Annotated in this window: 28 protein-coding genes and 2 tRNA genes; 14 read left to right on the top strand and 16 right to left on the bottom strand. The window is 63.1% G+C overall.

Going from position 1 to position 26822, the window contains the following annotated elements; all coding sequences use genetic code 11:
* Positions 1 to 18: 18 nt before the first annotated feature.
* From FJ954_RS27655 to FJ954_RS27640, 4 genes are all read left to right on the top strand, one after another.
* Positions 19 to 498 (top strand): cupin domain-containing protein, encoded by a 480-nt coding sequence (locus FJ954_RS27655; RefSeq protein WP_015318403.1) that lies wholly within the window; start codon positions 19 to 21, stop codon positions 496 to 498.
* Positions 499 to 653: 155 nt separating this feature from the next.
* Positions 654 to 2051 (top strand): class II fumarate hydratase, encoded by a 1398-nt coding sequence (gene fumC / locus FJ954_RS27650; protein ID WP_140617163.1) that lies wholly within the window; start codon positions 654 to 656, stop codon positions 2049 to 2051.
* 177 nt (positions 2052 to 2228) lie between these two features.
* Positions 2229 to 2651 (top strand): DoxX family protein, encoded by a 423-nt coding sequence (locus tag FJ954_RS27645; protein ID WP_140664779.1) that lies wholly within the window; start codon positions 2229 to 2231, stop codon positions 2649 to 2651.
* A 225-nt stretch (positions 2652 to 2876) separates the two neighbouring features.
* Positions 2877 to 3299 (top strand): DoxX family protein, encoded by a 423-nt coding sequence (locus FJ954_RS27640; RefSeq protein ID WP_140664777.1) that lies wholly within the window; start codon positions 2877 to 2879, stop codon positions 3297 to 3299.
* Here FJ954_RS27640 and ppx read toward each other — a convergent pair whose 3' ends face one another.
* Together ppx and FJ954_RS27630 are read right to left on the bottom strand one after the other, a co-directional pair.
* Positions 3300 to 4835 (bottom strand): exopolyphosphatase, encoded by a 1536-nt coding sequence (gene ppx, locus FJ954_RS27635; protein WP_015318407.1) that lies wholly within the window; start codon positions 4833 to 4835, stop codon positions 3300 to 3302.
* Entirely contained in the window at positions 4835 to 7027 is a 2193-nt protein-coding gene (locus tag FJ954_RS27630) for an RNA degradosome polyphosphate kinase (protein WP_140664774.1), read from the bottom strand. Before FJ954_RS27630 ends, ppx begins: the two co-directional genes overlap by 1 nt.
* Before the next feature lie 167 nt (positions 7028 to 7194).
* Between FJ954_RS27630 and FJ954_RS27625 the strand changes: the two genes are divergently transcribed.
* Positions 7195 to 7440 (top strand): zinc-finger domain-containing protein, encoded by a 246-nt coding sequence (locus tag FJ954_RS27625; RefSeq protein ID WP_015318409.1) that lies wholly within the window; start codon positions 7195 to 7197, stop codon positions 7438 to 7440.
* A gap of 10 nt (positions 7441 to 7450) precedes the next feature.
* Positions 7451 to 8689: an FAD-dependent monooxygenase gene (locus FJ954_RS27620; protein WP_140664771.1), complete on the top strand. Its 1239-nt coding sequence runs from the start codon at positions 7451 to 7453 to the stop codon at positions 8687 to 8689.
* An 18-nt stretch (positions 8690 to 8707) separates the two neighbouring features.
* Here FJ954_RS27620 and FJ954_RS27615 read toward each other — a convergent pair whose 3' ends face one another.
* The 7 genes from FJ954_RS27615 to FJ954_RS27585 form a co-directional block, all read right to left on the bottom strand.
* A complete protein-coding gene (locus tag FJ954_RS27615; protein ID WP_140664768.1) occupies positions 8708 to 9373 on the bottom strand; it encodes a TIGR02117 family protein in 666 nt (221 codons plus the stop codon).
* Between the two features lie 118 nt (positions 9374 to 9491).
* Entirely contained in the window at positions 9492 to 10295 is an 804-nt protein-coding gene (locus tag FJ954_RS27610; RefSeq protein ID WP_010915400.1) for an amino acid ABC transporter ATP-binding protein, read from the bottom strand.
* A gap of 25 nt (positions 10296 to 10320) precedes the next feature.
* Complete coding sequence (locus FJ954_RS27605; RefSeq protein WP_140664765.1) at positions 10321 to 11478, bottom strand: amino acid ABC transporter permease; 1158 nt, start codon at positions 11476 to 11478, stop codon at positions 10321 to 10323.
* 4 nt (positions 11479 to 11482) lie between these two features.
* Positions 11483 to 12670: an amino acid ABC transporter permease gene (locus FJ954_RS27600; protein WP_140664763.1), complete on the bottom strand. Its 1188-nt coding sequence runs from the start codon at positions 12668 to 12670 to the stop codon at positions 11483 to 11485.
* 62 nt (positions 12671 to 12732) lie between these two features.
* Complete coding sequence (locus FJ954_RS27595) at positions 12733 to 13761, bottom strand: amino acid ABC transporter substrate-binding protein (RefSeq protein WP_015318414.1); 1029 nt, start codon at positions 13759 to 13761, stop codon at positions 12733 to 12735.
* Between the two features lie 435 nt (positions 13762 to 14196).
* Positions 14197 to 15048: a DUF2182 domain-containing protein gene (locus FJ954_RS27590; protein ID WP_140664761.1), complete on the bottom strand. Its 852-nt coding sequence runs from the start codon at positions 15046 to 15048 to the stop codon at positions 14197 to 14199.
* Positions 15049 to 15057: 9 nt separating this feature from the next.
* Positions 15058 to 15693, bottom strand: coding sequence for a DUF1326 domain-containing protein (locus tag FJ954_RS27585; RefSeq protein WP_023773469.1), 636 nt, complete (start codon positions 15691 to 15693; stop codon positions 15058 to 15060).
* 344 nt (positions 15694 to 16037) lie between these two features.
* Here FJ954_RS27585 and FJ954_RS27580 point away from each other — a divergent pair, with 344 nt between their 5' ends.
* The 5 genes from FJ954_RS27580 to FJ954_RS27560 all read left to right on the top strand — a co-directional run bounded on the left by FJ954_RS27580 (position 16038) and on the right by FJ954_RS27560 (position 20236).
* Positions 16038 to 17225 (top strand): cystathionine beta-lyase, encoded by a 1188-nt coding sequence (locus FJ954_RS27580; RefSeq protein WP_140664758.1) that lies wholly within the window; start codon positions 16038 to 16040, stop codon positions 17223 to 17225.
* Positions 17226 to 17432: 207 nt separating this feature from the next.
* Positions 17433 to 18512 (top strand): HPP family protein, encoded by a 1080-nt coding sequence (locus tag FJ954_RS27575; RefSeq protein ID WP_015318418.1) that lies wholly within the window; start codon positions 17433 to 17435, stop codon positions 18510 to 18512.
* An 89-nt stretch (positions 18513 to 18601) separates the two neighbouring features.
* Positions 18602 to 19288 (top strand): RNA polymerase sigma factor, encoded by a 687-nt coding sequence (locus FJ954_RS27570; protein WP_015318419.1) that lies wholly within the window; start codon positions 18602 to 18604, stop codon positions 19286 to 19288.
* 106 nt (positions 19289 to 19394) lie between these two features.
* On the top strand, positions 19395 to 19919 hold the full coding sequence (locus tag FJ954_RS27565; protein ID WP_015318420.1) for a DUF4142 domain-containing protein: 525 nt from the start codon (positions 19395 to 19397) through the stop codon (positions 19917 to 19919).
* The gene (locus tag FJ954_RS27560) at positions 19916 to 20236 is read left to right on the top strand and encodes a cupredoxin family copper-binding protein (protein WP_181171288.1); all 321 of its coding nucleotides are present in this window, start codon (positions 19916 to 19918) and stop codon (positions 20234 to 20236) included. The genes FJ954_RS27565 and FJ954_RS27560 overlap by 4 nt, the downstream gene beginning before the upstream one ends.
* On the opposite strand, the gene FJ954_RS27555 is transcribed toward FJ954_RS27560, so the two are convergent.
* Positions 20182 to 21078: a crotonase/enoyl-CoA hydratase family protein gene (locus tag FJ954_RS27555; RefSeq protein ID WP_140664757.1), complete on the bottom strand. Its 897-nt coding sequence runs from the start codon at positions 21076 to 21078 to the stop codon at positions 20182 to 20184. The genes FJ954_RS27560 and FJ954_RS27555 overlap by 55 nt on opposite strands.
* 84 nt (positions 21079 to 21162) lie before the next feature.
* On the opposite strand from FJ954_RS27555, the gene FJ954_RS27550 reads away from it, so the two are divergent.
* Positions 21163 to 21750: a TetR/AcrR family transcriptional regulator gene (locus FJ954_RS27550; RefSeq protein WP_181177932.1), complete on the top strand. Its 588-nt coding sequence runs from the start codon at positions 21163 to 21165 to the stop codon at positions 21748 to 21750.
* 3 nt (positions 21751 to 21753) lie between these two features.
* Here the strand turns inward: FJ954_RS27550 and FJ954_RS27545 are convergent, their stop codons facing one another.
* The 6 genes from FJ954_RS27545 to FJ954_RS27520 all read right to left on the bottom strand — a co-directional run bounded on the left by FJ954_RS27545 (position 21754) and on the right by FJ954_RS27520 (position 26206).
* On the bottom strand, positions 21754 to 22980 hold the full coding sequence (locus tag FJ954_RS27545; protein WP_140664755.1) for an anion transporter: 1227 nt from the start codon (positions 22978 to 22980) through the stop codon (positions 21754 to 21756).
* Positions 22981 to 23133: 153 nt separating this feature from the next.
* Positions 23134 to 24132: a glycosyltransferase family 4 protein gene (locus tag FJ954_RS27540; RefSeq protein ID WP_246681161.1), complete on the bottom strand. Its 999-nt coding sequence runs from the start codon at positions 24130 to 24132 to the stop codon at positions 23134 to 23136.
* 168 nt (positions 24133 to 24300) lie between these two features.
* Positions 24301 to 25089, bottom strand: a complete 789-nt coding sequence (locus FJ954_RS27535) for a GGDEF domain-containing protein (RefSeq protein ID WP_140664753.1) — start codon at positions 25087 to 25089, stop codon at positions 24301 to 24303.
* A 200-nt stretch (positions 25090 to 25289) separates the two neighbouring features.
* Positions 25290 to 25511, bottom strand: a complete 222-nt coding sequence (locus FJ954_RS27530; RefSeq protein WP_015318427.1) for a hypothetical protein — start codon at positions 25509 to 25511, stop codon at positions 25290 to 25292.
* Between the two features lie 268 nt (positions 25512 to 25779).
* A tRNA-Arg gene (locus FJ954_RS27525) sits at positions 25780 to 25856 on the bottom strand.
* Positions 25857 to 25900: 44 nt separating this feature from the next.
* The gene (locus FJ954_RS27520; protein ID WP_015318428.1) at positions 25901 to 26206 is read right to left on the bottom strand and encodes an ETC complex I subunit; all 306 of its coding nucleotides are present in this window, start codon (positions 26204 to 26206) and stop codon (positions 25901 to 25903) included.
* 125 nt (positions 26207 to 26331) lie between these two features.
* Here FJ954_RS27520 and FJ954_RS27515 point away from each other — a divergent pair.
* Positions 26332 to 26408, top strand: a tRNA-Pro gene (locus tag FJ954_RS27515).
* Positions 26409 to 26432: 24 nt separating this feature from the next.
* A complete protein-coding gene (locus FJ954_RS27510) occupies positions 26433 to 26813 on the top strand; it encodes a hypothetical protein (RefSeq protein ID WP_224622123.1) in 381 nt (126 codons plus the stop codon).
* The last annotated feature ends 9 nt before the right edge of the window (positions 26814 to 26822 follow it).

The raw sequence follows: 26822 nt of genomic DNA, 5'->3' as shown, positions 1-26822 counted from the left end.
AACAAAGGAGGAAGAACCATGACAATGACCGTCGGGACCATTACAGGCAAGGAACTCTTCTGGTTCAACAACACACTGGTTGCCATTCGGATATCGTCGGCGGAGGGCGAGGACGGCATCTGTGTCGTCGAGCACCGCATGCCCCATGGCGATTCTCCGCCGCTGCATGTGCATCGGCACGAAGACGAGGTGTTTCATATCCTAGAAGGACAGCTGCGCGTTCGGATCGACGGACAGGAGCGGGTCGCTGGTATCGGCGAGACCCTCATTGCGCCGAAAGGCCTGCCGCACACATACAGGGTCGAATCTCCAGAAGGTGCGCGCGCTCTGACCGTCACGCGCGGCCGCGGGTTCGAGACGATGCTGCGTCAGGCGAGCCGCCCCGCCGGACAGCCGGAATTGCCGCCGCTGTCCGAGCCGACGCCCGAGATGATCGAGGCTCTGGTGCGGATCTGCGCGGAAAATGGCATCGATATTGTCGGTTCGCCCTTGAGTTGAGAACGCGAAGCCGCCGATCTCTGCTCCGAGGGTTCCAGTGGGGAGATCGGAAGCATCTTCAACCGATTTGCATCCGCAGCCGCGTTATTCTCCGCTTGAAGCCATTTGTGCAACGCGATACGCCGTTGCCCAAATCGACAGACCGGAGCCTTGCCGTGAGCACGCCAAAGACGAGAACCGAAACCGACACGTTCGGCCCCATCGAGGTCGCCGCCGACCGTTATTGGGGCGCCCAGGCGCAGCGTTCCCTCGGCAATTTCAAGATCGGTTGGGAGAAGCAGCCGGCTTCGATCGTGCGCGCGCTGGGCATCGTCAAGCGGGCGGCGGCGGAAGCCAACATGGAGCTCAAGCGGCTCGATCCGGCCATCGGCAAGGCGATCATCGAGGCCTCGCAAGAGGTCATCGACGGCAAGCTCAACGACCACTTTCCGCTGGTGGTCTGGCAGACCGGCTCGGGCACGCAGTCCAACATGAACGCCAACGAGGTGATCTCGAACCGCGCGATCGAGATGCTGGGCGGCGTCATGGGCTCGAAGAAGCCGGTGCACCCCAACGACCACGTCAATATGAGCCAGTCCTCGAACGACACCTATCCGACGGCCATGCACATCGCCTGCGCCGAGCGGATCGAGCATGACCTGATCCCCGCGCTGCACCACCTGCACAAGGCGCTCGCCGCCAAGAGCCGGGACTTCAACCATATCATCAAGATCGGCCGTACCCACACGCAGGACGCCACGCCGCTGACGCTGGGCCAGGAATTCTCCGGCTATGCCGCGCAGGTCGCCTCCTCGATCAAGCGCATCGAGCAGACGCTGCCCGGCCTGCAGGAACTGGCGCAGGGCGGCACCGCCGTCGGCACCGGCCTCAATGCGCCGGTCGGTTTCGCCGAGCGGGTGGCCGATCGCATCGCCGCCATTACCGGAATCGCTTTCGTCACCGCGCCGAACAAGTTCGAGGCGCTCGCCGCACATGATTCCATGGTGTTCTCGCACGGTGCCATCAATGCCGCGGCCGCGGCACTGTTCAAGATCGCCAACGACATCCGTTTCCTTGGCTCCGGCCCGCGCTCGGGCCTCGGCGAATTGTCGCTGCCGGAAAACGAACCCGGCTCCTCGATCATGCCGGGCAAGGTCAACCCTACCCAGTGCGAGGCGATGACGCAGGTCTGCGTGCAGGTGTTCGGCAACAATGCGGCGCTTACCTTCGCCGGCAGCCAAGGCCATTTCGAGCTCAACGTCTACAATCCGCTGATGGCGTACAATTTCCTGCAGTCGGTGCAGTTGCTCGCCGACGCCTCGGTCTCCTTCACCGACAATTGCGTCGTCGGCATCGAGGCGCGAGAGGACAACATCAAGGCGGCACTCGACCGTTCGCTGATGCTGGTGACCGCGCTTGCGCCCACCATCGGCTACGACAACGCCGCCAAGATCGCCAAGACCGCGCACAAGAAAGGCACGACGTTGCGCGAGGAAGCGTTGGCAACCGGACTGGTCAGCGAGGCCGACTATGACCGCCTGGTGCGCCCGCAGGACATGACACATCCGGGGTGAAGGCATTTTTCGGCGGGAGAATATCCTCACGCCAGCGCGTCGACCGACATGAATTTCCGCTTTTCACCGGTTCACAGAAACGTATTCCTGTGAACAATGTGTCGCCGGATAGGCGGCTTTGGTGAACAGTCGACATGCTCTATCTGACGGGGCATCAACCCCATTCGGAGAGCCACCATGTCCACAAACACCTCCTTCGCCGGCAGCGGCACCGCGTCCAACAGCTCTGTCACCATCCTTGTCGGCCGCATCCTGCTCGCGGTCATTTTCCTGCTTTCTGGATTCGGCAAGCTCACGGCCATTTCCGGCACCGCCGCCTATTTCGGCGGCCTCGGCCTGCCGGCGCCGACGGCGACGGCCGTCATCGTCGGACTGATCGAGCTGCTTGGCGGCCTTGCCGTCCTCGTCGGTTTCCAGACCAGGATCGCCGCCTGGGTGCTCGCGATCTTTACGATCGCGACCGGGCTGGTCGCCCACACCGGCTGGGCCGACCAGATGCAGATGATCCAGTTCCTCAAGAACGTCGCCATCACCGGCGGTTTCCTGCTGCTGGCCTCCTCGGGTCCCGGCGCGTATTCGATCGACGCCAAGCGCGGCTGAGGTTTTTTCCTCCCAATGATCTGAAACGAGCGGCGCGGAATTTCCGTGCCGCTTTTTCGTTATGTGACCACAGGCCTACAGCACGTCGCGGCAAATAGGATTCGCCCGAGCTGCTGTAAGCTTCTGATTTTATGCATGTCGTTGTCCCGGAACCAAGGACACTCCCGGGCGACATGCATTAGACTGCAATCGTCGCCGGCGACCGTGCCGGCAAGGGAGGGAGCCATGGGTCGCAGTGCATTGCTTCTGGTTTCGCGGCTGCTGTTTGCCGTGCTGTTCGTGCCGTCCGGCTTCCAGGCGCTCGCCAACATCGCCGGCACCACCAGCTATTTCGCCGGCCTCGGCCTGCCGCTGCCGGCGCTCGCCGCCTGGGGCACCGGCCTTTTCGAGCTGATCGCGGGACTGCTGATCCTCACTGGTTTGCAGACGCGGATCGTGGCACTGCTGCTGGCCGGCTTCTGCATCGCGGCCGGCTATATCGGCCACTATGGCCAAGGCGCCGAGGATGCGGCGCTCGCCTTCCTGCACCAGCAGATGCTGATGAAGGATATCGCGATATCGGGTGGTTTCCTGGCGCTTGCCATGGCCGGCCCCGGCGCATGGTCGGCCGATGGGCGCGGCTTCGGCATAGGCGCCGACGCGACTTGACTACTTCGCCGACACGCTCTGCCCGCCCTCGACCGCCAGCACCAGGCGGCGGTTGGTGATGCGCGCCAGTTGCGCCAGCCGGCCGGCCGGGCGCTCGCCGTATAGGTCGGAGAGCGAGGCCGGCAGCACCAGCGCCAGCGCGCCGTTGGGGCGGCTTTCCCATTTCAGCCTCGGCATGATGCCGGGCATCGCGGCCGTCAGCAGATAAACCACGCGCATCATCGCTGCCAGCACGCGGGCGCGCTCCAGCAGGCGCGGCGGCGCCAGCGCCCTGATTTCGGGCGCCACCAATTCATTGAAGACACCATCATGACGGTAGGCGTTGGTCAGCGCCAGGTAGGCGCGGCCGGGATGATCGACACCGATGAACGAGGCATGCGCAATGATGTTGAGCGACTGCTTGCCGCGATATTCCGGATGAGCGCGCCAGCCGATATCGGCGAGCAGACAGGCGGCATGGCGATAGCGCGCTTCGTCTTCCGTCTCGTCGATGCCGAACGCCTTGAAAGCCTTGCCGGTCCATTCGACCAGGTCATGCGCGTGATGGACCGAACGCGAGCGCAGAAGCGCGAGTTCCTCGGCGGCCGAGATCAGCGGATCGGCCTTCTGCTCGGCCGCGTCGAGCAGCGAATAGAGGAAACCCTCACGCACGCCTTGCGCCGAAACGACGATCCTGGACGGCTGCATCGCCGTCATGATCTCCTGCAGCACGAGAGCGCCATATGGCAGCAGCGAACGGCGGTTCTTGGAGACGCCCTCGATACCCCTCACCTTTTCGACTTCGCCCCTGGCCACCTGCTTGAGGAAGTTCTGCGCGCTTTCGGCCGATATTTCGTAGTGATGCATGACGCCGAGCGGGTAGTTGTTCATCTCCATATGCAGCCTGGCGAGGTTTCGCCAGGTGCCGCCAACAGCGTAGAAAGTCCTGCCTTGTCCGCCCTTCAAGAGTTTGGCCCGGGCCAGTTCCTGGCGCGCGATCTTCTGCGCCTGGACGAGCGAGTTCTTCGCCATGTCCTGCAGGCGCAGGCCGCCGAGCGGCAGCGTGATGCCGTCGCCGATCGCCTCGCCATCAATGTCTATAAGCTCCAGGCTGCCGCCGCCAAGGTCGCCGGCAATCCCGTTGGCCGGGTGGAAGCCTGAGATGACGCCGAGCGCGGAATAATGCGCTTCCTGGCGGCCGGAGAGCACACGGATTTCGGTCTTGAGCACATCCTCGGCACGATGGATGAAATCGGGACCGTTGATCGCCTCGCGGGCGGCGGCGGTTGCCAGCACGTACATGTGTTCGGCGCCTGCCTGGTCGGAGAGCGCGCGGAAACGGCGAAACTCCTCCATCGAGCGCGCCACCCCCTCGGGGTCCAGCTTCCCCGTCGACACGATGCCGCGGCCGAGGCCGGCCAGCATCTTTTCGTTGAACAGCATGGTCGGCGAGCGCGCCAGCCCCTCATAGACGACGAGGCGGATCGAATTGGAGCCGATGTCTATGATGGACAGCGGTCGGCGGTCCTGCAGCCGGCCCTGGGAATTGGACAGCATCAGGTGGCGGCGTTCTTCTTGCGGCGCTTGAACTGCGCGATTCGCTTGGGCGCATGCGATTTCAGCGCGTCACCCCGTCCCGACAGGCTCGGATTGGTCATGAAATATTCCTGCGCGTTGAACGGTTCCTCACCCTCCTCCAGCACCACGCGCCGGGAGGTTCCATCTGCCAATACGTCGAAACTTTGCTGATTGTCCATGATGTTGCCCAGCATGATCTGCCCCAGAATCTGTTCATGCACAGTTGGATTGGTGATCGGCACCATGGTCTCGACGCGGCGGTCGAGATTGCGCGGCATGAGGTCGGCCGAGGAGATGTAGACGATCGCCTCGTCCGACGGAAGGCCATGACCGTTGCCGAAGCAATAGATGCGGCTGTGCTCCAGGAAACGGCCGACGATCGACTTGACCCTGATGTTCTCCGACAGGCCCGGCACCTGCGGCCGCAGGCAGCATATGCCGCGCACGACGAGGTCGATCTCCACTCCGGCGCGGCTGGCATCGTAGAGCGCGTCGATGATGATGGGATCGACGAGCGCGTTCATCTTCATCCAGATACGCGCCGGCCGTCCCTCCAACGCATGGGTGACCTCGTCCGAAATGTGCTGAAGGATGCGGTTCCTCAGCGTGAACGGCGAGATCGCCAGCCGCATCTCGGCGGTCGGCTCGGCATAGCCGGTGATGAAATTGAACAATTGGGCGACGTCGCGGGCGATCGTCGGATCGGTGGTGAAGAAGGACAGGTCGGTGTAGATGCGCGCGGTGACCGGGTGGTAGTTGCCGGTGCCGAGATGGACGTAATTGCGCAGCTTGCCGTCCTCGCGCCGCACCACCAGCGACATCTTGGCGTGGGTCTTGAGTTCCAGGAACCCGAACACGACCTGCACGCCGGCGCGTTCGAGATCGCGCGCCCAGCGAATGTTGGCCTCCTCGTCGAAACGCGCCTTGAGCTCGACCAGCGCCGTTACCGACTTGCCGGCTTCGGCCGCGTCGACCAGAGCACGCACGATCGGGCTGTCGTTGGAGGTGCGATAGAGCGTCTGCTTGATCGCCACCACTTCGGGGTCGGCCATCGCCTGGCGCAGGAACTGCACCACCACGTCGAACGACTCATAGGGGTGATGGACGACGATGTCCTTCTCGCGAATGGCGGCGAAACAGTCGCCGCCATGCTCGCGGATACGCTCGGGAAAGCGTGGGTTGTAGGGGATGAATTTCAGGTCGTCGCGGGGAACGGAGACGATCTCGGAGATCTGGCTGAGTGCCAGCGGCCCGGTGAGCACGCTGATGCGGCTCGACGAGACGCCAAGCTCGCCGGCGACGAAATCGCGCAATTCCCCAGGCATCAGCTTGTCGAATTCGATGCGGATGACGGAGCCGCGGCGGCGGCGCTTCAGCGCCGTTTCGAACAGGCGCACGAGATCTTCCGATTCCTCTTCGACCTCGATATCGCTGTCACGAATGATGCGGAACGTGCCGGAGCCCTTGACCTCGTAGCCCGGGAAGAGCTTGCCGATGTAGAGGCCGACCGCCTCCTCCAGCGGGATGAAGCGGACATGGTTCTTGCGATCCGGCAGGCGGATGAAGCGCTTCAGCGCCACCGGCAGACGCAAGAGCGCGCTCATCTCCTCGCCATTCTTGCGATGGCGAAGCTGCAGCGCCATCGAGAAGCCGAGATTGGGAATGAACGGGAACGGATGCGCCGGGTCGATCGACAGCGGGGTCAGCACGGGAAACACCTGCTCCTGGAAATGGTCTTCCAGCCAGACCTTCTCGTCCTTTGTCAGCGCGTCGCGGGTGATGGTTTCGATGCCTTCCTTGTTGAGCAGCACCGTGAGGGCCGACAGGCTCTTCTGCTGGTCCTCCTGCAGCCGCTCGACCTCACGCAGCAATTGTTCGAGCTGCTGTTCGGGAGTGCGTCCGTCCGGGCTCTTCAGCACGATCCCCTCGCGCACCTGGCCGGCAAGGCCGGCGACGCGCACCATGAAGAACTCGTCGAGATTGGCGGCCGAGATCGACAGGAAGCGGACGCGCTCCAGCAGCGGGTGATGGGTGTTCAGCGATTCCTCGAGAACGCGGCGATTGAACTGCAGCCAGGAGAATTCGCGGTTGACGAAGCGGTCCGGATTGCCTTCCGGGCTCGCTGCCGCGACATTGTTGAATTCGCTCTGTACCGGCTTCAGTTCGTTCATGATTCCTGCTCTTCCGCGCGCCTCAGCCGGTTAACCGGCTTAACTTATCCTGTGGCAGGCTTTTGCGACAGTTCTCTGACAGGCTTTTGCGACAGTTTGATTTCATCGAACTTGCAAACAGACTTGATATGATCCAGATGCAGAGAGACTGCGTTAAGGAGACGACGATGGCAGGCGGTTCCATTCCCCATTTCCAGAACGATGCGGGCCACCCGGCGATCGACATCGGAGTCAAGGAATTCATGTGCACGGGCGCCAACCCGCCTTTCGACCATCCGCATGTTTTTCTAGACATGGGCGACGACAATGAGAAAGTCTGCCCCTACTGCTCGACCCTCTATCGCTATTCGCCGAAGCTGAAGGCGACCGAAACGCTGCCGGCGGGCTGCCTCTACATCGACCAGGCCGCCTGACCTTCCGATCATGAGCGAGACGCGGTCCCGGCAGGTCATGATCGCCGGGGCTGGCATCGCCGGGCTGACAGCGGCGATTGCCTTTGCCGAACGCGGCTATTCCGTGAGGGTGTTCGAACAGGCGCAGCGTCTCGAAGCGGCGGGCGCCGGCATCCAGCTCTCTCCTAACGCGACGCGCATCCTTCGCCAGCTTGGCGTGCTCGACACGCTTCTTGCCAATGCCGTCCAGCCGGAAGCCGTGGTGCTGAAGGACGCCGCGAGCCTGCGCCAACTGGCACGCGTGCCGCTTGGCACAGCCGGCGAGGAACGCTGGGGCGCACCCTATCTCGTGGCGCACCGGGCGGATCTGCAAGACGCCCTGATGGCGCGCGTTGCGCAACTGCCCGACATCCATCTCACCACCGGCGCGCAGATCAGCAGCGTGGCCTCCGGTTCATTCGTTATCACCACGACAGACGGGGTCGGCCGCAAGGTCATCGATACCCAAGGATCTCTGCTGGTCGGCGCCGATGGCGTCTGGTCAGCGGTGCGGAGGTTTGCCCGTCCAGGCAGCGGAGCCGGCTTCGCGAACAGCCATTTCTCCGGCGAACTGGCCTGGCGGGCGACGGTGAGCGCGGACAACGAGGCGGGGCAAGCCTTCGCCGCGATCGGCGCCACTGACTGCGTCACAACCTTCCTGCACCCCGGATTCCACATGGTCGCCTACCCCGTCAGCAGGGGTAGCGCCTTCAACCTTGCCGCCTTCACCCGGGGCGAGCGCATCGCCGACGGGTGGTCACGCCACGCCGATCCCGCCATCCTTTCAGGCGCCATGCGCCGCTCCGCGCCGGCGCTGGCGCGTTTGGTGGAACTCGCTGGCCCGTGGACCGCCTTTCCTATCCACACGGTCGAACAGCGACGCTGGACCATGCCCGAAGGCATCGCGCTGATCGGCGACGCCGCGCATGCCATGACGCCGTTCGCGGCTCAGGGCGCGGCCATGGCGATCGAGGACGCGGCGACGCTTGCCGATTTGATCGCCGACTTCTTCGGCGACCTGACGCAAAGCCTTGTCATCTGGGAGAACCTGCGGCGGTCGCGCATCGCCAAGGTCATCCGTCGCGGCGCGCTCAACCGGCTTGCCTGGCATGCCCGAGGCCCGGTGGCGTTGGCCCGCAATCTGTTTCTGGCGGCGCGACCGGGAGAGAAGCTCGCAGCCGATCTGGACTGGCTTTACGGGTGGGAGCAGCAGCGGATCATCCGTCGCTGAAAGGAGCCCGCGGCAAAGCTAATTATACAGCCGCATCGACAGCCCAAGCGAAACCGGCAGCGGGTTCCACCAGCCGGTGCGCAGGCCGGCGGTGCGCAGTGCCGCCGCCGTCCAGGTGTTGCAACCGATCAGCGCGTTGAAACGGCCATTCGCCTCAAAGAAGCGATCGAAATTGGAGTAGGCGGCATTGTCGATGATGATCGGACCGTTCGGCCCCTCTTGAAAGCTCGCTTCGATGAAATCGAGCAATGCGGCAAAACGGTCTTCGCTCACGTCGAAGCCGGCGACATCGGGGTGCGGCTCGGGAATGTTGCCGGCGACGGCGACATGCATCACGGACGCATCGAGCGTCAAAGCCTTGATTGCGGGCAGCGCCTTCAATTGCGACCATGTCGGCGTTTCCAGGTAGAAGGCGCGCCCACCCCAGCCGAAGACGAGGTAGCGCACTTCGGGCGCGTCCGATGGCAGGCCGACATCGGCAAGGAAACGAAAGCGCCGGCGCACCTCGTCGTCCACGGGAATGGCGATGTCGGTGTGGATCGGATTTTTCAGCACCAATATGTGCCGGATGCCCTCGCCCGCTGCGGCTGCCGGCCAGAGCGGCCGCGGCACCAGCGTGCCGAGCGACACGGCGAGCACCAGTGCTGCAACCAGAATGGCCAGGAAACGCAGGAATTTTCTCATCGGTGCGGCTTCGCGATTCCGTCGCGGCTCAATGAAGAAGATCATTTATCGGATCGGCCAGACACTAAAAAGCCCGGCCGTGGCGCGACCGGGCTTTCTCGACTTGGCGTCAGTCCGCTCAGTGCAGGATCTGCGACAGGAACAGCTTCGTGCGTTCGTGGCGGGGATGGTCGAAGAACTCGGCCGGCGTGTTCTGCTCGACGATCTGGCCCTGATCCATGAAGATCACCCGGTTGGCGACTTTCCTGGCAAAGCCCATCTCGTGGGTGACGCACAGCATGGTCATGCCTTCCTCGGCCAGCCCCACCATCGTCTCCAGCACTTCCTTGATCATTTCCGGGTCGAGCGCCGAGGTCGGCTCGTCGAACAGCATGATGCGCGGGTTCATGCACAGCGAGCGGGCGATCGCCACGCGCTGCTGCTGGCCGCCGGAAAGCTGGCCCGGATATTTGTTGGCCTGCTCGGGGATCTTCACGCGCTTGAGGAAATGCATGGCGATTTCCTCGGCCTGCTTCTTCGGCGTCTTGCGCACCCAGATCGGCGCCAGCGTGCAATTCTCGAGGATGGTCAGATGCGGGAACAGGTTGAAGTGCTGGAACACCATGCCGACCTCGCGGCGCACCTCGTCGATCTTCTTCAGGTCGTTGGTGAGTTCCTTGCCGTCGACGATGATCTTGCCCTTCTGGTGCTCTTCCAGCCGGTTGATGCAGCGGATCATGGTCGACTTGCCCGACCCGGACGGTCCGCAAATGACGATGCGCTCGCCGCGCATCACCTTGAGGTTGATGTCCTTCAGCACATGGAACTCGCCGTACCATTTATGCATGGCGATGATGTCGATGGCGACATCGGTGGTCGAGATATGCATCTTGGCGGCGTTGACCTTGATCTCTTCCGCGCTGACGGCATTTTCGGTGGCCATGGCTGGGGTCCCCTTGTTCTTTTGTTTAGCGTTTGTAGCCGGTGTCGAGCCGGCGTTCCGTGTACATTGAATAGCGCGACATGCCGAAGCAGAACAGCCAGAAGACGAAGGCGGCGAACACAAGACCGGATTTCGCGGTCTGCGCCGTGGCCCAGTTGGCGTCGGAGAAGTTCTGCTTGACGATGCCGAGCAGGTCGAACATCGAGATGATGAGGACCAGGCTGGTGTCCTTGAACATGCCGATGAAGGTGTTGACGATACCGGGTATGACCAGCTTCAGCGCCTGCGGCAACACGATCAAGCTCATCTTCTGCCAGTAGCCGAGGCCGAGCGAATCGGCGCCTTCATACTGGCCCTTGGGGATCGCCTGCAGGCCGCCGCGCACCACTTCGGCCATATAGGCCGCCGCAAACAGCGACACGCCGATCAGCGCCCTCAGATATTTGTCGAAAGTGACGCCGGCCGGCAGGAACAGCGGCAGCATGACGCTGACGAAAAACAGGACGGTGATCAGCGGTATGCCGCGCACGGCTTCGATGAAGATAATGCACAGCATCTTGATGATCGGCATCTTCGAGCGCCGCCCGAGCGCCAGCACGGTGCCCAGCGGCAGCGATACGGCGATGCCGACGAAGGACAGACTCAGCGTGATCAGCAGCCCGCCCCAGCGCGAGGTTTCGACATGCGGCAGGCCGAATACGCCGCCGACCAGCAGGAAGAAGGAAACGATCGGCAGCACCAGGAAAAGCAGGATCGCGTTCAACCCCTTGCGCGGCACACGCGGCATCAGCATCGGCACCAGCAGCGCCACGAACAGGATGGCGACCAGGATCGGCCGCCAGCGCTCCTCGACCGGATAGGTGCCGAACATGAACTGGCCGAACTTGGCGTTGACGAAAGCCCAGCAGGCTCCGCTCCAGCCATCGGGCTGAATGCCGCCTTGCGCGACGGTGGCGCAGACCGTGCGGTCCGGTCCCGTCCACTGTGCGTTGATGAACGCCCAGTTGATGACCTGCGGCAGAACCCAGGCGACGATGGCGATGCCGAGGATGGTGAGGATGGTGTCGCCGACCGAGCCGATCAGGTTCTTGCGCACCCAGGCGACGGGGCCGCTGACGCTCGCCGGCGCGGGCTGCGCCAGCGCCATTTCGGTGCGCACCCAGGACAGATCGTGTTCCTGCATGGTCCTACCTCTCCACCAGCGCCATCCTGGCGTTGACCACGTTCATGACGGCCGAGGTCACCAGGCTGAGTATGAGATAGGCGATCATCATGATCAGCACGCCCTCGACCGCTTGTCCGGTCTGGTTCAGAACCGTGCCGGCCGTTGCCGTCAAATCGGGATAACCGATGGCGATCGCCAGCGAGGAGTTCTTGGTCAGGTTGAGATACTGGCTGGTCAGCGGCGGGATGACGATGCGCATGGCCTGCGGCACCACGACCAGCCGCAGGATCGAACCGGATCGCAGCCCAAGTGCGGCCGCCGCCTCGGTCTGGCCCTTGCTGACGCCCCTGATGCCGGCGCGCACGATTTCGGCGATGAAGGCCGCCGTGTAGCAGGACAGCGCCAGATAGAGCGAAAGGAATTCCGGTTTGACCTGGAAGCCGCCGGTCAGGTTGAAGGTCGACTGTTTGGGCAAGTCAAAGCTCAGCGGAAAGCCGCTCAGCACGTAAGCCAGCAGCGGCAGGCCGACGATCAGCGCGGCGGAGGTCCAGAACACCGGAAATTGCTGGCCCGTCGCCATCTGCCGCTGACGCGCCCTGCGGGCGACGAACCATGACATTGCGACGCCCACGACAAGGGCGACCAGGATCAGCCAGGAGCCGTCGCCCCAGACCGGGCGCGGAAAATAGAAGCCGCGCTGGTTGAGGAAGGAGCCGAAGGGCAGATGATAGGAATCGCGCGGCGCCGGCAGCACGGCGAGCACGCCCGAATACCAGAAGAAGATGACCAGCAGCGGCGGGATGTTGCGGAAAATCTCGACGTAAACCGTGCAGATCTTCTGGATCAGCCAGTTCTGCGACAGGCGGCCGATGCCGATGACGAAGCCGATGATGGTGGCGGTGATGATGCCGGCGACGGCAACGATGATGGTGTTGATCAGGCCGACGACGATGGCGCGGCCATAGGTCGAGTCCGACGTATAGGCGATCGGCGTGTCCGAGATATCGAAGCCGGCGCGCCCCTTGAGGAAGCCGAAGCCGGAGGCGATGTGCAGGCGCTGCAGATTGTCGATGACGTTCTGCACGATCCACCAGATCGAGCCGAACAGAACGATGACCACCAGCGTCTGAAAGAAGAGACTGCGAATTCTCGGGTCATTGACGAAGGAGCCGCGGCTCGGCTCCTCGCGTAGGATTTCCTGCGATGCCATGTCACGTCCCCTGTGAAAGAGAAACCGGAAGGCAGGAGCCTGCCTTCCGGATCACATTTCGATCAGCGGATCGGCGGCGCGTATTGCAGGCCGCCCTTGGTCCATAGCGCATTGATGCCACGCGCAATCTTGAGCGGGCTGCCGGAGCCGACATTGCGGTCGAACATTTCGCCGTAGTTGCCGGTGGCCTTGACGATGTTGACGACCCAGTCGTTGGAGACGCCGAGGTCGGTGCCGATCTTGGTGTCTGCTTCCTGGCCGAGCACACGCTTGATCTCCGGGCTGGCGGAGTTTTTCATCTCGTCGACATTGGCCTTGGTGATGCCGAGCTCCTCGGCGTCGAGCAGAGCGAAATAGGTCCACTTGACGATGTGGTACCACTGGTCGTCGCCCTGGCGAACGGCGGGTCCGAGCGGCTCTTTCGAGATGATCTCGGGCAGCACGACGTGATCGGCCGGCGAGCCGAGCGTCAAGCGAATGCCGTAAAGGCCCGACTGGTCGGTGGTGTAGACGTCGCAGCGGCCGGCATCATAAGCGGCATTGACCTCTTCGAGCTTCTCGAAGACGACCGGATTGTACTCCATCTTGTTCGCCTTGAAGTAGTCGGCGAGGTTGAGCTCGGTGGTCGTGCCGCTCTGCACGCAGACGGCGGCGCCCGAAAGCTGCAGCGCCGAATTGACGCCCGGCAGCTTCTTGGCGTTGATCATGAAGCCCTGGCCGTCATAGTAGGTCGTGCCGATGAAATTCAGGCCGAGCGCGGTATCGCGGTTGATCGTCCAGGTGGTGTTGCGCGAGAGGATGTCGACCTCGCCGGACTGCAGCGCGGTAAACCGTTCCTTGGCGCTGAGCGGCGTGAACTTGACCTTGGTGCCATCACCGAAGACGGCGGCGGCAACCGCGCGACAGAAATCGGCGTCGATGCCTTGCCAGTCGCCCTTGTCGTCCGGCGCGGAGAAGCCGGCCAGACCGGTCGAGACGCCGCACTGGATGAAGCCCTTCGCCTTGACGGTGTCAAGCGTGCCGGCCGACGCGGCCGACGCCATCAGTCCGAGCGTGGCGGCACCAAGAATGCCGATAGCAATGTGTTTCATAACCCACAGACCCTTTTCTGTTTTTTCAGGCAAACCCTGATCTTTTTTCCCTTGTGAACGCAGCTCCCATCCCGGCCCATTCCCGAAACCCCGCATCGCAAACCGACGCGCCGCCTCCCATTCACGAACAGCATCGAAGGCGATAATTCCCGTGAGGTCAAGGAAAATGACCGAATCCGACCGGGTTTGAAAATCGATTGCCTGAAATGCCTGAATTGCAGACAAACGTGCACGCGATCTCGTCAGAAGCGCGACTTGAATCGGCAAAGCTCATTTGACGCAGATGTGAGCCGGCGCTGTAAAATCCGTTCCGGGCAATAGCTCGGCGTTACTGCCCCCGGGCACGAAATGCATTGACGTTACGGAATACCTTCGGCCGACGATTACCCATGATTGGCGGTCGATATTGCTTGTGGACAAAATCGGCGCGCGGTCTCAAAGCGCGGAAAGGCCCAGCCAGAGGCCGACCGCGACCATCAATGCACCGGAGATGCGCGGGATCAATTGCCCGGCCGGGACCACCTTCTCCAGGAGAACAAGGATGGCGATGCCGGCGATCCACAGCACGTTCATGACACCACCGACGAACAGCAGGGCCATCAGTGCCCAGCAGCAGCCGAGACAATAGGCGCCGTGATCCATGCCAAGCCGAAGCGCGCCGAGCGCGGTGGTGCGGAACCCGCCATGGCTGGCCAGGAACGCGATCGGCGCCTGGCATTGGCGCAGGCAGACGCCCTTGATCGGTGTCCATTGGTAGAGGCCGGCGGCGATCAAAACGACACCGCCGAGGACCGCGCTGTGCGCCGCCATCGCGGGATCAAGCATCCCAAAACGAGTGAGCTGCCATTGCGCACCCGTCGCCACGATGCTGAAGACCACCCAGATGACGAGATAGCCGGTAAAAAACCATGCCGTCGAAGCGATAGGCCGGCTGTCCGCCAGCGCCTTGCGGCCGACGCCGGCATAGAGCAGCAACATCGGCGCGACCGACGGCGTCATCATGCCGACCATCATCACAACCCACATCGCGAAGATGAAAACGAAATCGGCCGATGCCCAGGGCCGGAAGCCCGGCGCCACGGCGGCGCCCATATCCATGCCGCCCATGTTCATGCTCGCCATGTCCATCCCGGCCATGTCGCCTGCCTCGCCGCCCGACACGGGGCTACCCATGTCGGCGGCTAGCCAAAGAACATAGGCCCAGGCGAACACGGCAATGACGGCGAGCGCGGCCGTCACGACCGCGCGGTCGCGCCGCAGCACCGCCTCGAGAGCCGTGTCGCCCATTGGATCAGATCAATGCACGATGCCGCTCTGCGTGAGATGCAGGTTGGCGAAATGGCTATGCGTGTCCGCCACCTCGAACTTGATCGGGCTCGTCGTCTTGGTCCAGCCGCGCCCGACCTCGGCGATGGCGTATTCGAAGCCGTGCGGCAGGTCGATGCGCGCCCGGTGCTCGGCGCCGGTGACCGGGTTCTTGATCGGCTCACCACGGCCGTCGGTTACGCCCTTGACGTGCAGCCGGCCGGTTCGCCCATCGACGTCGACCTCGAAATCGATCGCGGCGAAAATCGGATCGTGGAACTTCTCCAAGGTGGTCGAAAAGACCTGGAATATTGTCGCGCCTGGTTCGGTGTCCTGACCGCCCAGTATGCGGAGCAGGGCTTCGCGCTGGGCTTCGCTGGCCCTCTCGTCGATAACCACCGCGGCCTCGCCCCTGCCCTGGTGTATCGCGCCGGGCCAGCTGAAGATGCCGACGAAGCGCAGCCCGTCGAGCTTGGTGTCGCCGTGGTGCCCGGTCTCGATCTCCATGCCGGCGACGGCTTGGCAGAATCCGTATGTCGGCATGGCATTGAACTGGCACGGGCAGCCATAGGCACAGTTGCAGTTGATGAATTCGCGCGCCTTCATCGTCCATTTGACGTCAGGCATGACATTCCTCCCCTTTCCGCTCGCTGAGCGGGATAACCCGGATCGGGATCAGGAGATAGCCGGCAAGAACCATCCGGCAGCATCTGATCGAAGCATCCGGCGATTAACATTAGAAATTTATCATATACCTTTCGCAGCCGGCTACAATAGGTTCACCAGTTGAGGACCAAGCTTCCGACAGGCCACTGCCGCTCGTGGTTGGTCCGATTCCGGATCAGATCGCGAGCTGTCTTCCGGACCAGGAATTGGCATATTCGAAGTCCATTCCTGGCGAACGGTGGGCTGTTGCACGGTCCACCACGCCGCATTATGGCTAGCGCCTTGTCAAAACAAGGCGACCAAGAATGGCGAAAGACGGCAGCGAGCAGGGTTCCGGCACGATGGGCATCAACACGCGGCTCGCCCATTCGGGCAACAACCCGCATGACTATTTCGGCTTCGTCAACCCGCCGGTCGTGCATGCCTCGACCGTGCTGTTCCCAAATGCCGCCGCTATGGCCGCGCGCAGCCAGAAGTACACGTACGGCACGCGCGGCACACCGACGACGGACGCTCTCGCACACGCCATTGACGCGCTGGAAGGCTCGGCCGGCACGGTCGCGGTGCCGTCGGGCCTGGCGGCTGTGACCGTGCCGCTGCTCGCCTTCGTATCGGCGGGCGATCATCTGCTGATCGTCGATTCCGTCTATCATCCCACGAGAAACTTCGCCGACACGATGCTGAAGCGGCTCGGCGTCGAGGTCGAATATTATGCTCCCAATATCGGCGCCGGCATCGCGGCGTTGATCAAGCCGAACACCAAAGTGGTGTTCACCGAATCGCCGGCCTCCAACACGTTCGAGGTGCAGGACATCCCGGCGATCGCCAAGGCGGCGCACGCGGCCGGCGCCATCGTGATGATGGACAACACATGGGCGACGCCGCTCTATTTCCGGCCGCTCGACCATGGCGTCGACATCTCGATCCATGCGGCGACGAAATATCCGGCGGGCCATTCCGACGTGCTGCTCGGCACGGTCTCGGCCAATGAGGCCTGCTGGACGCAACTCTACGAGAGCTTTTGCACGCTTGGCTGCTGTGCTGGACCCGACGACGTCTACCAGGTGCTGCGCGGCCTGCGCACGATGGGTGTGCGGCTGGACCGTCACCAGCGCAGCGCACTCGCCATCGCCTCGTGGCTCGAAGGCGAAAAGGGCGTGGCGCGCGTGCTCCACCCTGCCCTTCCCAGCCATCCCGACCACGATCTCTGGAAGCGCGACTTCCGCGGTTCGAGCGGCATCTTTTCCATCGTGCTGGCCGGTGGTGGCCAGCAGGAGCAGCACGCTTTCCTCGACGCACTGCGGATCTTCGGTCTCGGCTACTCCTGGGGAGGCTATGAGAGCCTCGCGGTGCCGGTCTGGCTTGGCGACCGCGTCGTTGCGAAAGGCCCTTACGAAGGTCCGCTGATACGACTGCAGATCGGCCTCGAGGATATCGACGACTTGAAAGCCGACATCCGGCGCGGGCTTGCGGCAGCGGCGCGCGCGGGCTGACCTCAAACAGAGTCAGCAAAGGGCCGCAAGCCCTTGACGCTGATGACAAAGCGCGAGGCGCTGCCAGCACTCCGGCGAAGATCGGTGCGCAATATTATTCTCCTACGTCATGACTTTACGGATTTGTTTGACTTTCAAATCGGCGAATTCGGCTGCATTGCGTGCCGCACGCATCCTCGACAGATTCAGTCCTCGCAAAGTTTTCCAATGGCCTTTCGTCTTTTTGTCCCCATCCTCGCCGGCGCCACGCTGCGCGAACGCATCCTGGCGTGTATCGGCGCCACGATCGGCATCGCGCTGACGGGCGTGATCAGCGGGCTGGCGATGGGCGGCGGCCCGCATGTGGCCCTGCTGGTCGCGCCGATGGGCGCATCCGCCGTGCTTCTGTTCGCCGTACCGGCCAGCCCGTTGGCGCAACCCTGGTCGATCATCGGCGGAAATTCCATATCGGCGCTGGTCGGCGTGACCGTGGCGCATTTCATCCATGATCCGGTGATGGCCTCAGGGCTCGCGGTGGCGCTCGCCATCGCCGCGATGTCGTTCACGCGCTGTCTTCATCCGCCAGGCGGCGCCGCCGCGCTGACGGCGGTGCTCGGCGGCCCGGCCGTCATCAGCGCGGGCTTCCTGTTCCCGTTCGTGCCGGTGGCCTTGAATTCGACCATACTGGTGGCGCTTGGCTTCCTTTTCCACAAGCTGGCGCGGCGCAATTACCCGCATGTCGCGGCACCAGCCGCCAACAGCCACGGCACCGCCGATCCGCCGGCTCAGCAGCGCGTCGGTTTCCGGCCCGAGGATATCGACGCGGCGCTGACCACACTTGACGAGACCTTCGACATCGACCGCGACGACCTCGAACGGTTGCTGAGACAAGTCGAACTGCAGGCCATGGTGCGCTCGCACCGCACGCTGCTGTGCGAGGACATCATGTCGCGCGACGTGGTTTCGGTGTCCGAGCAAGCCACCGCCGACGAGGCGCGCCAGCAACTGATCGATCACAATATCCGTACCTTGCCGGTGGTCGACGCGGATGCCCGGCTGGTTGGCGCCGTTGGCCTGCGCGAGCTGACGAAAGCTACCGACACGGTGAAGAGCGTCATGGCAAAAGCCGGCACCGCCTCGCCCGAGACACCGGCGATGAGCCTGCTCCCAGTGCTGACCGACGGCCGCAGCCATGCCGTGGTCATCGTCGACGGCGAGCGGCATATTCTCGGCCTGATCACGCAGACCGACCTCTTGGCGGTGGCCGCACGCATGCAGCGGGCAGACAAGGGATTGGCGGCAGCCTAGAATAGGGAACCCGGATCCCTCTGGCCCGGGAACCTTTTGCCGGCAGGCGCATCCAATGTGCAGCATTTGCACGAGGAGATCCGGTCGCGATGAGCAAGCAGCCAATGCCCGCCACGGTGCCCGCGGTTGCCGAAAGCCTTTCCGGCGACATGCAGCTCGTCCACCGCGCGCTGACCCGTGACCCGGATGCATTTCGCGCCATCATGAAGGTATACAACCAGCGGCTCTACCGCATCGCGCGCGGCATTCTGCGCAACGACGCCGAAGCCGAGGACGTCGTCCAGGAGGCCTATGTCAGCGCCTTCGCCAGCCTGGCGGCGTTTCGCGGCCAATCCACGCTCGCCACCTGGCTGTCGCGCATCGTCATCAACGAAGCGCTCGGCCGCCTGCGCAAGAGACGTCGCACGGTGGAGATGCCTGCCGATCCGGAAGCGCGGATAATCAGGTTTCCCCTCAAATCCAACGACGATCCGGAGCGGACGATGGCGCAGCGGCAGATTCTCGCACTTGTCGAACGGGCGACCGACAGCCTGCCCGACATCTACCGCATGGTCTTCGTCGCCCGCGTCATCGAGGGCCTGAGCATGGAGGAAACCGCCGATTTGCTTGGCGTGCGGCCAGAGACCGTCAAGACGAGGCTGCACCGGGCGCGCGCCCTGTTGCGCAAGGCGCTGGACGATGAAATCGGCCCTGTGCTGCTCGATGCCTTCCCCTTCGCCGGTCGGCGCTGCGAGCGACTGACCCAGGCGGTGATGGGACGGCTGGGTTTCGAATGATGCCGTCCTGATTTTCCGGGAACGTTTCTCCCCGCCCCGCATCCAATGAGCGTCAACTGCAAATTCGAGCCCGGCGCCTCCGCGCGGCCGGGCCAAGGAGGATGCCATGTTCACCCGATATACCGTCGCCCTTGCCGCCCTGCTTCTCGTCGGCGCTGCCCCGGTCTCGCAAGCCGCCGACAAGCCGACCGACCCGCAGATCGCCCATATCGCCTATACAGCAGGCGTCCTCGACATCGAGGCGGCCAAGCAGGCGATCAAGAAGTCAAAGAGCAAGGAGGTCGTCGATTTCGCCAAGGACATGGAGCGCGACCACGAAGCGGTGAACAAGCAGGCGCTCGATCTCGTCAAGAAGCTCAAGGTGAAGCCCGAGGACAACGCTACCAGCCAGGCGCTGACGAAGGCGGCGAAGGAGGAACGTGCCAAGCTCGCCAAGCTGAAAGGGGCGGCCTTCGACAAGGCTTATATCGAAAACGAGGTCGCCTATCACAAGCAGGTCAATGGCGCGCTCGAAACCCTGCTCATACCGTCGGCCAGCAATGCCGAGTTGAAGAGCCTGCTCGAGACCGGCCTCAAGATCTTCCAGGGCCATGAGCAGCATGCCGAACACGTCGCCGGCATGCTGAAATGAAAACGGGCGCCTTGGATCATCTGGCGCTGCTGGTCGTGCTGGCGTTGGTATTCACAGCGCCGGCAGCGGCGGCAACCATCCAGGTCACCGTCGACAAGCTCGTCTTTTCGCCGGCCAGCGTCGATGCCAAGGTCGGCGACACGATCGAGTGGGTGAACAAGGATGTGATCGCCCACACGGCCACCGTGAAGGGCGGCTGGGAGGTGATAATCCCGCCGAAGAAGTCGGCAAGCATGACGCTGAAGACGGCGCAAACGGTCGACTATTTCTGCCGCTTCCACCCCAACATGAAAGGACGCTTGCTGGTGGCGCCGTGATCCAGGGCCGAGGAGGCCCGCCTTGCCTCCTCGGGCCGCGCGACATGCGTCCAGGACCCGTCGTGTCCAGGCCTGTGCCTGCTGATCCAGGCATCTAGCGCCTCGTGCAAATCGGCTGTCGGGGCCATACGGGCGAACTGCTCGGCCTCGACCAGCAAGCCTTCGGCGATGCTCAGATTGAGCCCTCGCGTTACCGCCGTGAGGATGCCCGCAGCTGCCAGTCCGGAGTGCCGAAGGATACGCCTGGCCAGATTGAACGCAGCCGGCATCAGATCGTCATGCGGGACCACCTGATTGACGAGGCCAAGGTCAAGAGCCCGCTGTGGCGGAAACCAGTCGCCGGTCAAAAGCAGTTCGAGCGCGCGCTTGCGCCCGGCGAGCCTGGGCAGGCGCTGCGTTCCGCCGAAAGTCGGCGGCATTGCCAGAGTGATCTCCGGCTTGGCGAACAGCGCGCGGTCGCTGGCAATTGCTAGCGGCACGGCCTCCGTGATTTCGCAGCCGCCGCCGAAGGCGAGGCCGTTGACGGCTGCGATGACAGGCTTGCGAAAGCCTTCCAGCCTTGCCGTCAGCCGTTGTCCCCGCATGACGAAGTCTCGCAGCGCTGTCTCGGCGCCCAGCGCCACGCTGGCCGAGAACTCCTCTATGTCGGCGCCCGCCGAGAAGGCCCGCTCGCCGGCGCCCGTCAGAATGACTGCCCGGATGCGGTCGTCGACTTCAATGTCGTCGAGTGTCGCGAGCAGGCGATCGATCAGCGCATAGTTCAACGCGTTCAGCTTTTCCGGGCGGTTGAGGGAAAGGACGGCAATGCCTTCCCTGTTTTCGTTCAGGACAAGATCGGTCATCTGGCTTCCTCCAGCATGGTGATGAGATGGAAGGTTACGCCATTCGCGCCTTGTGTATATTCACTAGTCGGTATACTTAAACCCATGCCCGAAGCACAAAGTCCTACCCGCAAGCGCATTGTCGACGCAGCAACCAGGTTGTTTTACGCGGAGGGGATCGGCCGTGTCAGCGTCGATGCCGTCGCCGAGGAAGCGGGTCTCACGAAGCGGACGCTCTACTACCACTTCAAGAGCAAGGACGACCTCATCGCAGCCTATCTCGACGGCCGCGATCAGCCCAATCTGAAACGGATGGCCGGCTGGTTCGAGGCTGAACAAGGTGGTGTGGACAGCAAGGTCCAAGCCATCTTCGCCAACCTGGCCCGGGCCACGCGCCATCCGAAATGGAAGGGATGCGGCTTCCTGCGCACCGCCGCGGAGCTTGCCTCGATGCCAGGGCACCCGGCGGTCAAGGTCGGGGCGCGCCACAAAAGCAATTTCGAGACATGGCTGGCGGCAGAATTGTCCGGCCACCATGTCGAGGGGCCGCGGGCGCTGGCGCGCGAGATCGTGCTGCTGATCGACGGCTGCTTTTCGATCATGCTCATCCATCGCAACCCCGACTACGTCGAAGCAGCCGGACGAGCCGCGGCCACGCTTGTCAGGGCGCGAATGTCGGGCAGCCAGGCCTAGGGGCTACCCCCCGAACGCCAGCCATCCCGTACCGGCCAAGAGCGTAATCAACGTCAGCGGCAGGCCGACCTTGAAGAAGGCGCCGAAAGACAACGGCGTGCCTGCGGCCTTGGACTGCTCGGCGACGATCAGATTGGCGACCGAGCCGAGCAACGTGAAGTTACCGGCGAGCGTCGAGCTCATGGCCACGACCAGCCAGGCGCGCTCGGGGTTTTCCAGGCCGGGTATGAAAGGCCTGAGCGCCAGCACGGCCGGAACATTGCTCATGACGTTGGACAACACGGCGGTGAAACCCGACAGCCTCCAGACATCGTCGAGCCCGATGTTCTTGGCCGAGGCGATCATCTCAGGTGTCAGCAGCGTCTTTTCCGCGCCGGCAACCACCACGAACAGTCCCGCGAACATGAACAGCAGCGGTCCGTCGATCTCGCGGTAGATGCGCGATGGCTTGATGGCGCGGGTCAGCAGCAGAATGGCGCCGCCGATGAGCGCCGCCTTGGCTACGGGAACACCAGCGAAGAAGGCGATCGCCAGTCCGACGCAGACGACCACCGCCTTCAGCACCTGGCCGCGATGCATGCGGCCGCGCGAGATGTGTGGCGTCAGTTCGCCGTTGCGGGTAAATTCGGCACGGTAGACGATGCGCACGATGACGATGACCGCGACAAGGCCGAACAAGGCGACCGGCGCGAGTGCCGCCGAAAAGGCCGGATAGGAAATGCCCGACAGCGCGCCGATGACCATGTTCTGCGGATTGCCCGTGATGGTGGCGACGCTGCCGCAGTTCGAAGCGGTGGCGGTGGCGATCAGATAGGGGATCGGATTGCGGTTGATAACGCGGGTAACGTGGACGACGATCGGCGCCATGACCAGGCAGATGGCATCGTTGACCAGGAAGGCCGACAGCACGCCGGTGAGGAGCGTCACCATCACCAGCAGCATGAACGGTGCATGCGCGTGCTCGATGGCGACGGCGCCAAGACCGCGAAAGGCACCCGACACCTTCAGATGAGCCACGACGATCATCATGCCGAGCAGAAGCGTGATGGTGTCGAAATTTATGGCCCGGTAGGCATCCTCCATGCTGAGCGCGCCGATGGCGATCATGGCCGCGCCGCCAAGCAGCGCGATACCTGCCCGGTCGAGCCGCAAGCCGGGTATGCGGCCGATTGCGACGCCGGCGTAAGTCAAGATCAGGATCAGCAGTGCCGCGGCGCCCGTCAATGTCATCGATAGAAGCCCTGCTCGATCTGTCTGCGCGCCGATGCCGGCCGCCCCGCGATTCACGTGATGCCAGCTTTAGCGCGATGTCGGGATCGATGCCAAACGGGGTACGTGGATTGCTGGCCGAGGGTGTCTGGAAAGCCGGACGGCGTGGCGCCGCTAACGCCGATAGAAGTCCAACCGCTGTTGCACCGCCCGCGGTGAAAACAGCTGCTCGACGGTTCGCCGCGCCTTCTGACCGACGGCCAACCGCAGTGCCGGGTCGGCTTTAAGCTCGGCCAGGATCCGTGCTGCCTGTTGCGTCGTTTCGAACAGGAAACCGTTTTCGCCATGCCTGATATGATCGGCGTAGCCGCCATGCGAATGGCAAACGACCGGCAGGCCGCAGGCCATCGCCTCGAACACCACACGGCCGAACGTCTCCACATGCGAGCCGGTGCGATAATAGAAGACGTCGAGCGTCGGCAAAAACTGTTCGGCGGCAAATTCACCCTGCGGCAGGAGCTCGAGTTGCGAATGCGGCGCGAGCCTGTCCTTGAGCGGCATGCCGCCCTGAATCCGCACCGCATCGCCATCGGCCAGCAATGCCTCATAGAGCGCCACATCGTCAGCATGATGCTTGTCCGCCGTATCGCGGCTCAGTCGCCCCACCGTGAACGGACCGTTTGGCCTTACCTGCCGTGGCGAGAAGCGCTCGATGTCGATGGGTGACGGATGCACGACGCCCTCGACCCGCAGCATGCGCTTCTGAAAGTCGGAGATCAGCACCAGTTCGGCACCGGGCCAACCCAGCAGGCGCGGCCTGTGGGTCGTCAGGGCGATGATCTTGGGATGAAAGGTGTTGAAGACATAGATCAGCCGGCGCGGTCGCGGGATCAGATAAGGCCACATCTTGTTGCGCCAATGCGCACCGAGAAAGACATAGGTGCCGCCAGCCGGCACATTGCGTGTTGCCGGCGAGACGCGGCGTATCGGAAATTCCTGCATCAGGCCTTCGGATACGCGCGACGAGGTCGCCCAGAGGCGCACCTGGGGTTCGGCGCTCAACAGCCGATACAACTCCAGGGTTTCGCGCTCACTGCCGCCAAACGGGTTCTGAAAGCCGTTGAATAAGTGGATCATGATCGCGGTGCTTACCGGCCCGGGGCGTTTGGCCATTCAATTCCCTGCATCCGCGGGCCGTGCCGTGCCCGCGAACCGCACGATCGAGGGACTCAAGAAGCAGGAGTGTTTCTGGCGATGCTCCATACATCACTTGCGCGGAGGAAGCACACAGACAGGTATGCGTCAAGGAAGCGGTCGTGCCAGCCGGCTGCGAGGCTGCCCTCAGTGGACGGTGGCGGCGCTGAGCGGAGACACTAGAGCGGCTTCCGCCGGATCGAAGCTGACCTGATCGCGTCCATTCGACTTGGCGGCATAAAGCCGTCTGTCGGCGGCGGAGAATATTGCCTCGTAGGTGGTCGGCCCGCTGAAGCTGGTGCCGCCGATGCTGACGGAAAGCGGACAGGACCGGCCATCCGGCGAAAAGTCCATTTCGCGTATCCGTCGGCGGATGCCTTCGGCAACCAGCCAGGATTGCGAGGGGTCGACGCCGGGAAGGAATACACCGAACTCCTCACCGCCGATCCGGCCGACGATATCGGTGCCACGCAGCTGGCCTTTGATCGCCTGCGCGATCAGTTTGAGCGCCTGGTCGCCGCAATCATGGCCGAGGCGGTCGTTGATCGACTTGAAGTGGTCGGCATCGATGATCAGCAGCGCGCCGGTACGGGTCTCTTCCTGCTTGCGGGTCTGTTCGAGATAGGCCTCGACCAGCATCGAGAAGGCGCCGCGGTTCAGCACCGCCGTCAGGCTGTCCGTCGCGGCAATGACGCTGAGGTCGCGCTGAGCTATCGCCAGTTGGCGGATCTTCCACATCAGGAAAAACAGAAACGAGCCGCCGAGCACCAAGGGCAGCAGAAGGTCGGTCAGCTTAGCGCGCCAGACAGACTCGGGCGAAAGATACGGGAAATTGAACGAATCGACGAAAAACGCCACGGCAATGAAGAATGCCGTGCCGGCGGCGGTGACGGCCATCACCCTGCCCCAGCTGGTGGGCGACAGGTCCAGCTTCATCCCTTTTCACTCCGTTAGCCGTCCCTACTATGACGTGCCAACGCAAACAAAATGATAAGACTTTCCTTTCAATTCGAGATCAGGTGACGACGAGACGAGATCAGGGGCCGGGCGCTGGAGCACGATCGCCCAACAGGCGGCCGTGCCCCAATGGAGGACGCGATTTGCTCACCGGATTTCGGACAAGGGAAATTCCGAAGTCAGCGGCTGGGCGCCGGCCCAACCGCTTCGGCGACGAAGGATGCCGCGATCAGGTCGTCGGCATCCAGTTGCAAGGAACCGTCGCCAGATCCCATGATGGCGGCCACCTTGTGAAAGGTTTTCATTTCATGGCCGGAAATTTCGGCGTCTTGCATTCGGGCCCTGAGATCGGCGATACGCCGCCCCAAGGCAGGGGACGTTCCAATTTCACGTTTCGACATAGCCTTGTTTCTCCTCCCCCAACCCGCGCTTGTTTTGCCCACCCGTTCGCTTGCCCGCATAGTGCCTTTTATGAGGCTCCACGAATACAAGGCCCCGAACGCGTAGTCTTGGCCAAGGTTCCAACAGGGCCGGATCACGAAATAATTCCAGAGCCCTGTGCGGGCCGAACTCTGTTCCGGCTTCCGGTAAGCGGCGTGGCAGCACTGGCAGGCAGGGGTAGGATCGCGCGACCGCGTGAGGTCATGCAACATAAGCCATTGAAATTATTGGCGATCCCGACAGGATTCGAACCTGTGACCATCGGCTTAGAAGGCCGGTGCTCTATCCAGCTGAGCTACGGGACCGTCGGCCGGCCAACGGCCGGCTGGATGCTTGGGCCTGCCGCCTTTCAGTGCGTCCAGGGCGTCCTGCGGTCATAGCGGAAATTCTCCGCATAAGAAATCTGGCGGCGCTTGGTCTCTTTCGGTTCCTCGACACGGAAGGCGAGCCCTTCCTTTTCGGCGTAGGCGACCGCTTCTTCGCGCGTGTCGAAGGTGAGCCGGATCTGGCTTCTCATGTCACCCGACGTGGTGTAGCCCATCAAGGGATCGATCTTCTTGCGCATCTCGGGGTCGAATTCCAGCACCCAATGGCCGGTCTTGGCCTTGCCGGACTGCATCGCGGTTTTGGCTGGGCTGAAAATGCGCGCGGACATGGCCACCTCTTTGTTGTGCAAGGCGGCATCGCCGCCTCTTCGCCCGTCATTACTGCGCATTGGCAGCGGCGGCAAGGTTTTTGCACTTGCCATGTACCACCGAAATGAATAGGCAACAGACCGTTCGGAGTGTAGCGCAGGCTGGTAGCGCATCTGGTTTGGGACCAGAGGGTCGGGAGTTCGAATCTCTCCACTCCGACCATTTCTCATTTAAAATGCGACACCGATGGCACCGAAGGGGTTTTGGCCCTTATCCGCGTGTCATTATTTCAGGCTCGCTTCCATCGCCATTGCTGGCTTAAGCTGCGGCAAACGGGGGGTGGCGGTGCTTGGGATAGATGCTTGGGTGTCGCTGTTCGGGCCGGCCTATTTCGCGTATGCGGGCGTGACGGTTCCGTTCATGGTGGCATGGGCGATCGCCTGTGCCGCCTTGGCGACGTGGAACAATCGCGAGAGCCGCAGGCACGGCAGGCTCGCACCTGGCATCGTCGCCTCCCGTTCGTGGGCAGCCAGCATCGGGATTTTTGTGCTGGTCGCGGCCTGCTATATTGCCGCGCACTCGGCCGTCTATCTGTTGGTCCGGCATTTCGTCAGAATGTGGCTGTGATTGGCCGCA

The sequence above is a fragment of the Mesorhizobium sp. B2-3-15 genome (assembly GCF_006442875.1).
In the GTDB taxonomy this organism is placed as follows: Bacteria; Pseudomonadota; Alphaproteobacteria; order Rhizobiales; family Rhizobiaceae; genus Mesorhizobium; species Mesorhizobium australicum.
Note: the sequence above shows the minus strand (reverse complement) of the source record. Positions and strands in the feature narration are given on the sequence as shown.

What these genes read in the sequence shown, in the direction of transcription:
- FJ954_RS27655 (WP_015318403.1), top strand. Translation starts at nt 19, where the DNA reads ATGACAATGACCGTCGGGACCATTACAGGCAAGGAACTCTTCTGGTTC.
- FJ954_RS27645 (WP_140664779.1), top strand. Translation starts at nt 2,229, where the DNA reads ATGTCCACAAACACCTCCTTCGCCGGCAGCGGCACCGCGTCCAACAGC.
- FJ954_RS27640 (WP_140664777.1), top strand. Translation starts at nt 2,877, where the DNA reads ATGGGTCGCAGTGCATTGCTTCTGGTTTCGCGGCTGCTGTTTGCCGTG.
- ppx (WP_015318407.1), bottom strand. Translation starts at nt 4,835, where the DNA reads ATGCTGTCCAATTCCCAGGGCCGGCTGCAGGACCGCCGACCGCTGTCC.
- FJ954_RS27630 (WP_140664774.1), bottom strand. Translation starts at nt 7,027, where the DNA reads ATGAACGAACTGAAGCCGGTACAGAGCGAATTCAACAATGTCGCGGCA.
- FJ954_RS27625 (WP_015318409.1), top strand. Translation starts at nt 7,195, where the DNA reads ATGGCAGGCGGTTCCATTCCCCATTTCCAGAACGATGCGGGCCACCCG.
- FJ954_RS27620 (WP_140664771.1), top strand. Translation starts at nt 7,451, where the DNA reads ATGAGCGAGACGCGGTCCCGGCAGGTCATGATCGCCGGGGCTGGCATC.
- FJ954_RS27615 (WP_140664768.1), bottom strand. Translation starts at nt 9,373, where the DNA reads ATGAGAAAATTCCTGCGTTTCCTGGCCATTCTGGTTGCAGCACTGGTG.
- FJ954_RS27610 (WP_010915400.1), bottom strand. Translation starts at nt 10,295, where the DNA reads ATGGCCACCGAAAATGCCGTCAGCGCGGAAGAGATCAAGGTCAACGCC.
- FJ954_RS27605 (WP_140664765.1), bottom strand. Translation starts at nt 11,478, where the DNA reads ATGCAGGAACACGATCTGTCCTGGGTGCGCACCGAAATGGCGCTGGCG.
- FJ954_RS27600 (WP_140664763.1), bottom strand. Translation starts at nt 12,670, where the DNA reads ATGGCATCGCAGGAAATCCTACGCGAGGAGCCGAGCCGCGGCTCCTTC.
- FJ954_RS27595 (WP_015318414.1), bottom strand. Translation starts at nt 13,761, where the DNA reads ATGAAACACATTGCTATCGGCATTCTTGGTGCCGCCACGCTCGGACTG.
- FJ954_RS27590 (WP_140664761.1), bottom strand. Translation starts at nt 15,048, where the DNA reads ATGGGCGACACGGCTCTCGAGGCGGTGCTGCGGCGCGACCGCGCGGTC.
- FJ954_RS27585 (WP_023773469.1), bottom strand. Translation starts at nt 15,693, where the DNA reads ATGCCTGACGTCAAATGGACGATGAAGGCGCGCGAATTCATCAACTGC.
- FJ954_RS27580 (WP_140664758.1), top strand. Translation starts at nt 16,038, where the DNA reads ATGGCGAAAGACGGCAGCGAGCAGGGTTCCGGCACGATGGGCATCAAC.
- FJ954_RS27575 (WP_015318418.1), top strand. Translation starts at nt 17,433, where the DNA reads ATGGCCTTTCGTCTTTTTGTCCCCATCCTCGCCGGCGCCACGCTGCGC.
- FJ954_RS27570 (WP_015318419.1), top strand. Translation starts at nt 18,602, where the DNA reads ATGAGCAAGCAGCCAATGCCCGCCACGGTGCCCGCGGTTGCCGAAAGC.
- FJ954_RS27565 (WP_015318420.1), top strand. Translation starts at nt 19,395, where the DNA reads ATGTTCACCCGATATACCGTCGCCCTTGCCGCCCTGCTTCTCGTCGGC.
- FJ954_RS27560 (WP_181171288.1), top strand. Translation starts at nt 19,916, where the DNA reads ATGAAAACGGGCGCCTTGGATCATCTGGCGCTGCTGGTCGTGCTGGCG.
- FJ954_RS27555 (WP_140664757.1), bottom strand. Translation starts at nt 21,078, where the DNA reads ATGACCGATCTTGTCCTGAACGAAAACAGGGAAGGCATTGCCGTCCTT.
- FJ954_RS27550 (WP_181177932.1), top strand. Translation starts at nt 21,163, where the DNA reads ATGCCCGAAGCACAAAGTCCTACCCGCAAGCGCATTGTCGACGCAGCA.
- FJ954_RS27545 (WP_140664755.1), bottom strand. Translation starts at nt 22,980, where the DNA reads ATGACATTGACGGGCGCCGCGGCACTGCTGATCCTGATCTTGACTTAC.
- FJ954_RS27540 (WP_246681161.1), bottom strand. Translation starts at nt 24,132, where the DNA reads ATGGCCAAACGCCCCGGGCCGGTAAGCACCGCGATCATGATCCACTTA.
- FJ954_RS27535 (WP_140664753.1), bottom strand. Translation starts at nt 25,089, where the DNA reads ATGAAGCTGGACCTGTCGCCCACCAGCTGGGGCAGGGTGATGGCCGTC.
- FJ954_RS27530 (WP_015318427.1), bottom strand. Translation starts at nt 25,511, where the DNA reads ATGTCGAAACGTGAAATTGGAACGTCCCCTGCCTTGGGGCGGCGTATC.
- FJ954_RS27520 (WP_015318428.1), bottom strand. Translation starts at nt 26,206, where the DNA reads ATGTCCGCGCGCATTTTCAGCCCAGCCAAAACCGCGATGCAGTCCGGC.
- FJ954_RS27510 (WP_224622123.1), top strand. Translation starts at nt 26,433, where the DNA reads ATGGCACCGAAGGGGTTTTGGCCCTTATCCGCGTGTCATTATTTCAGG.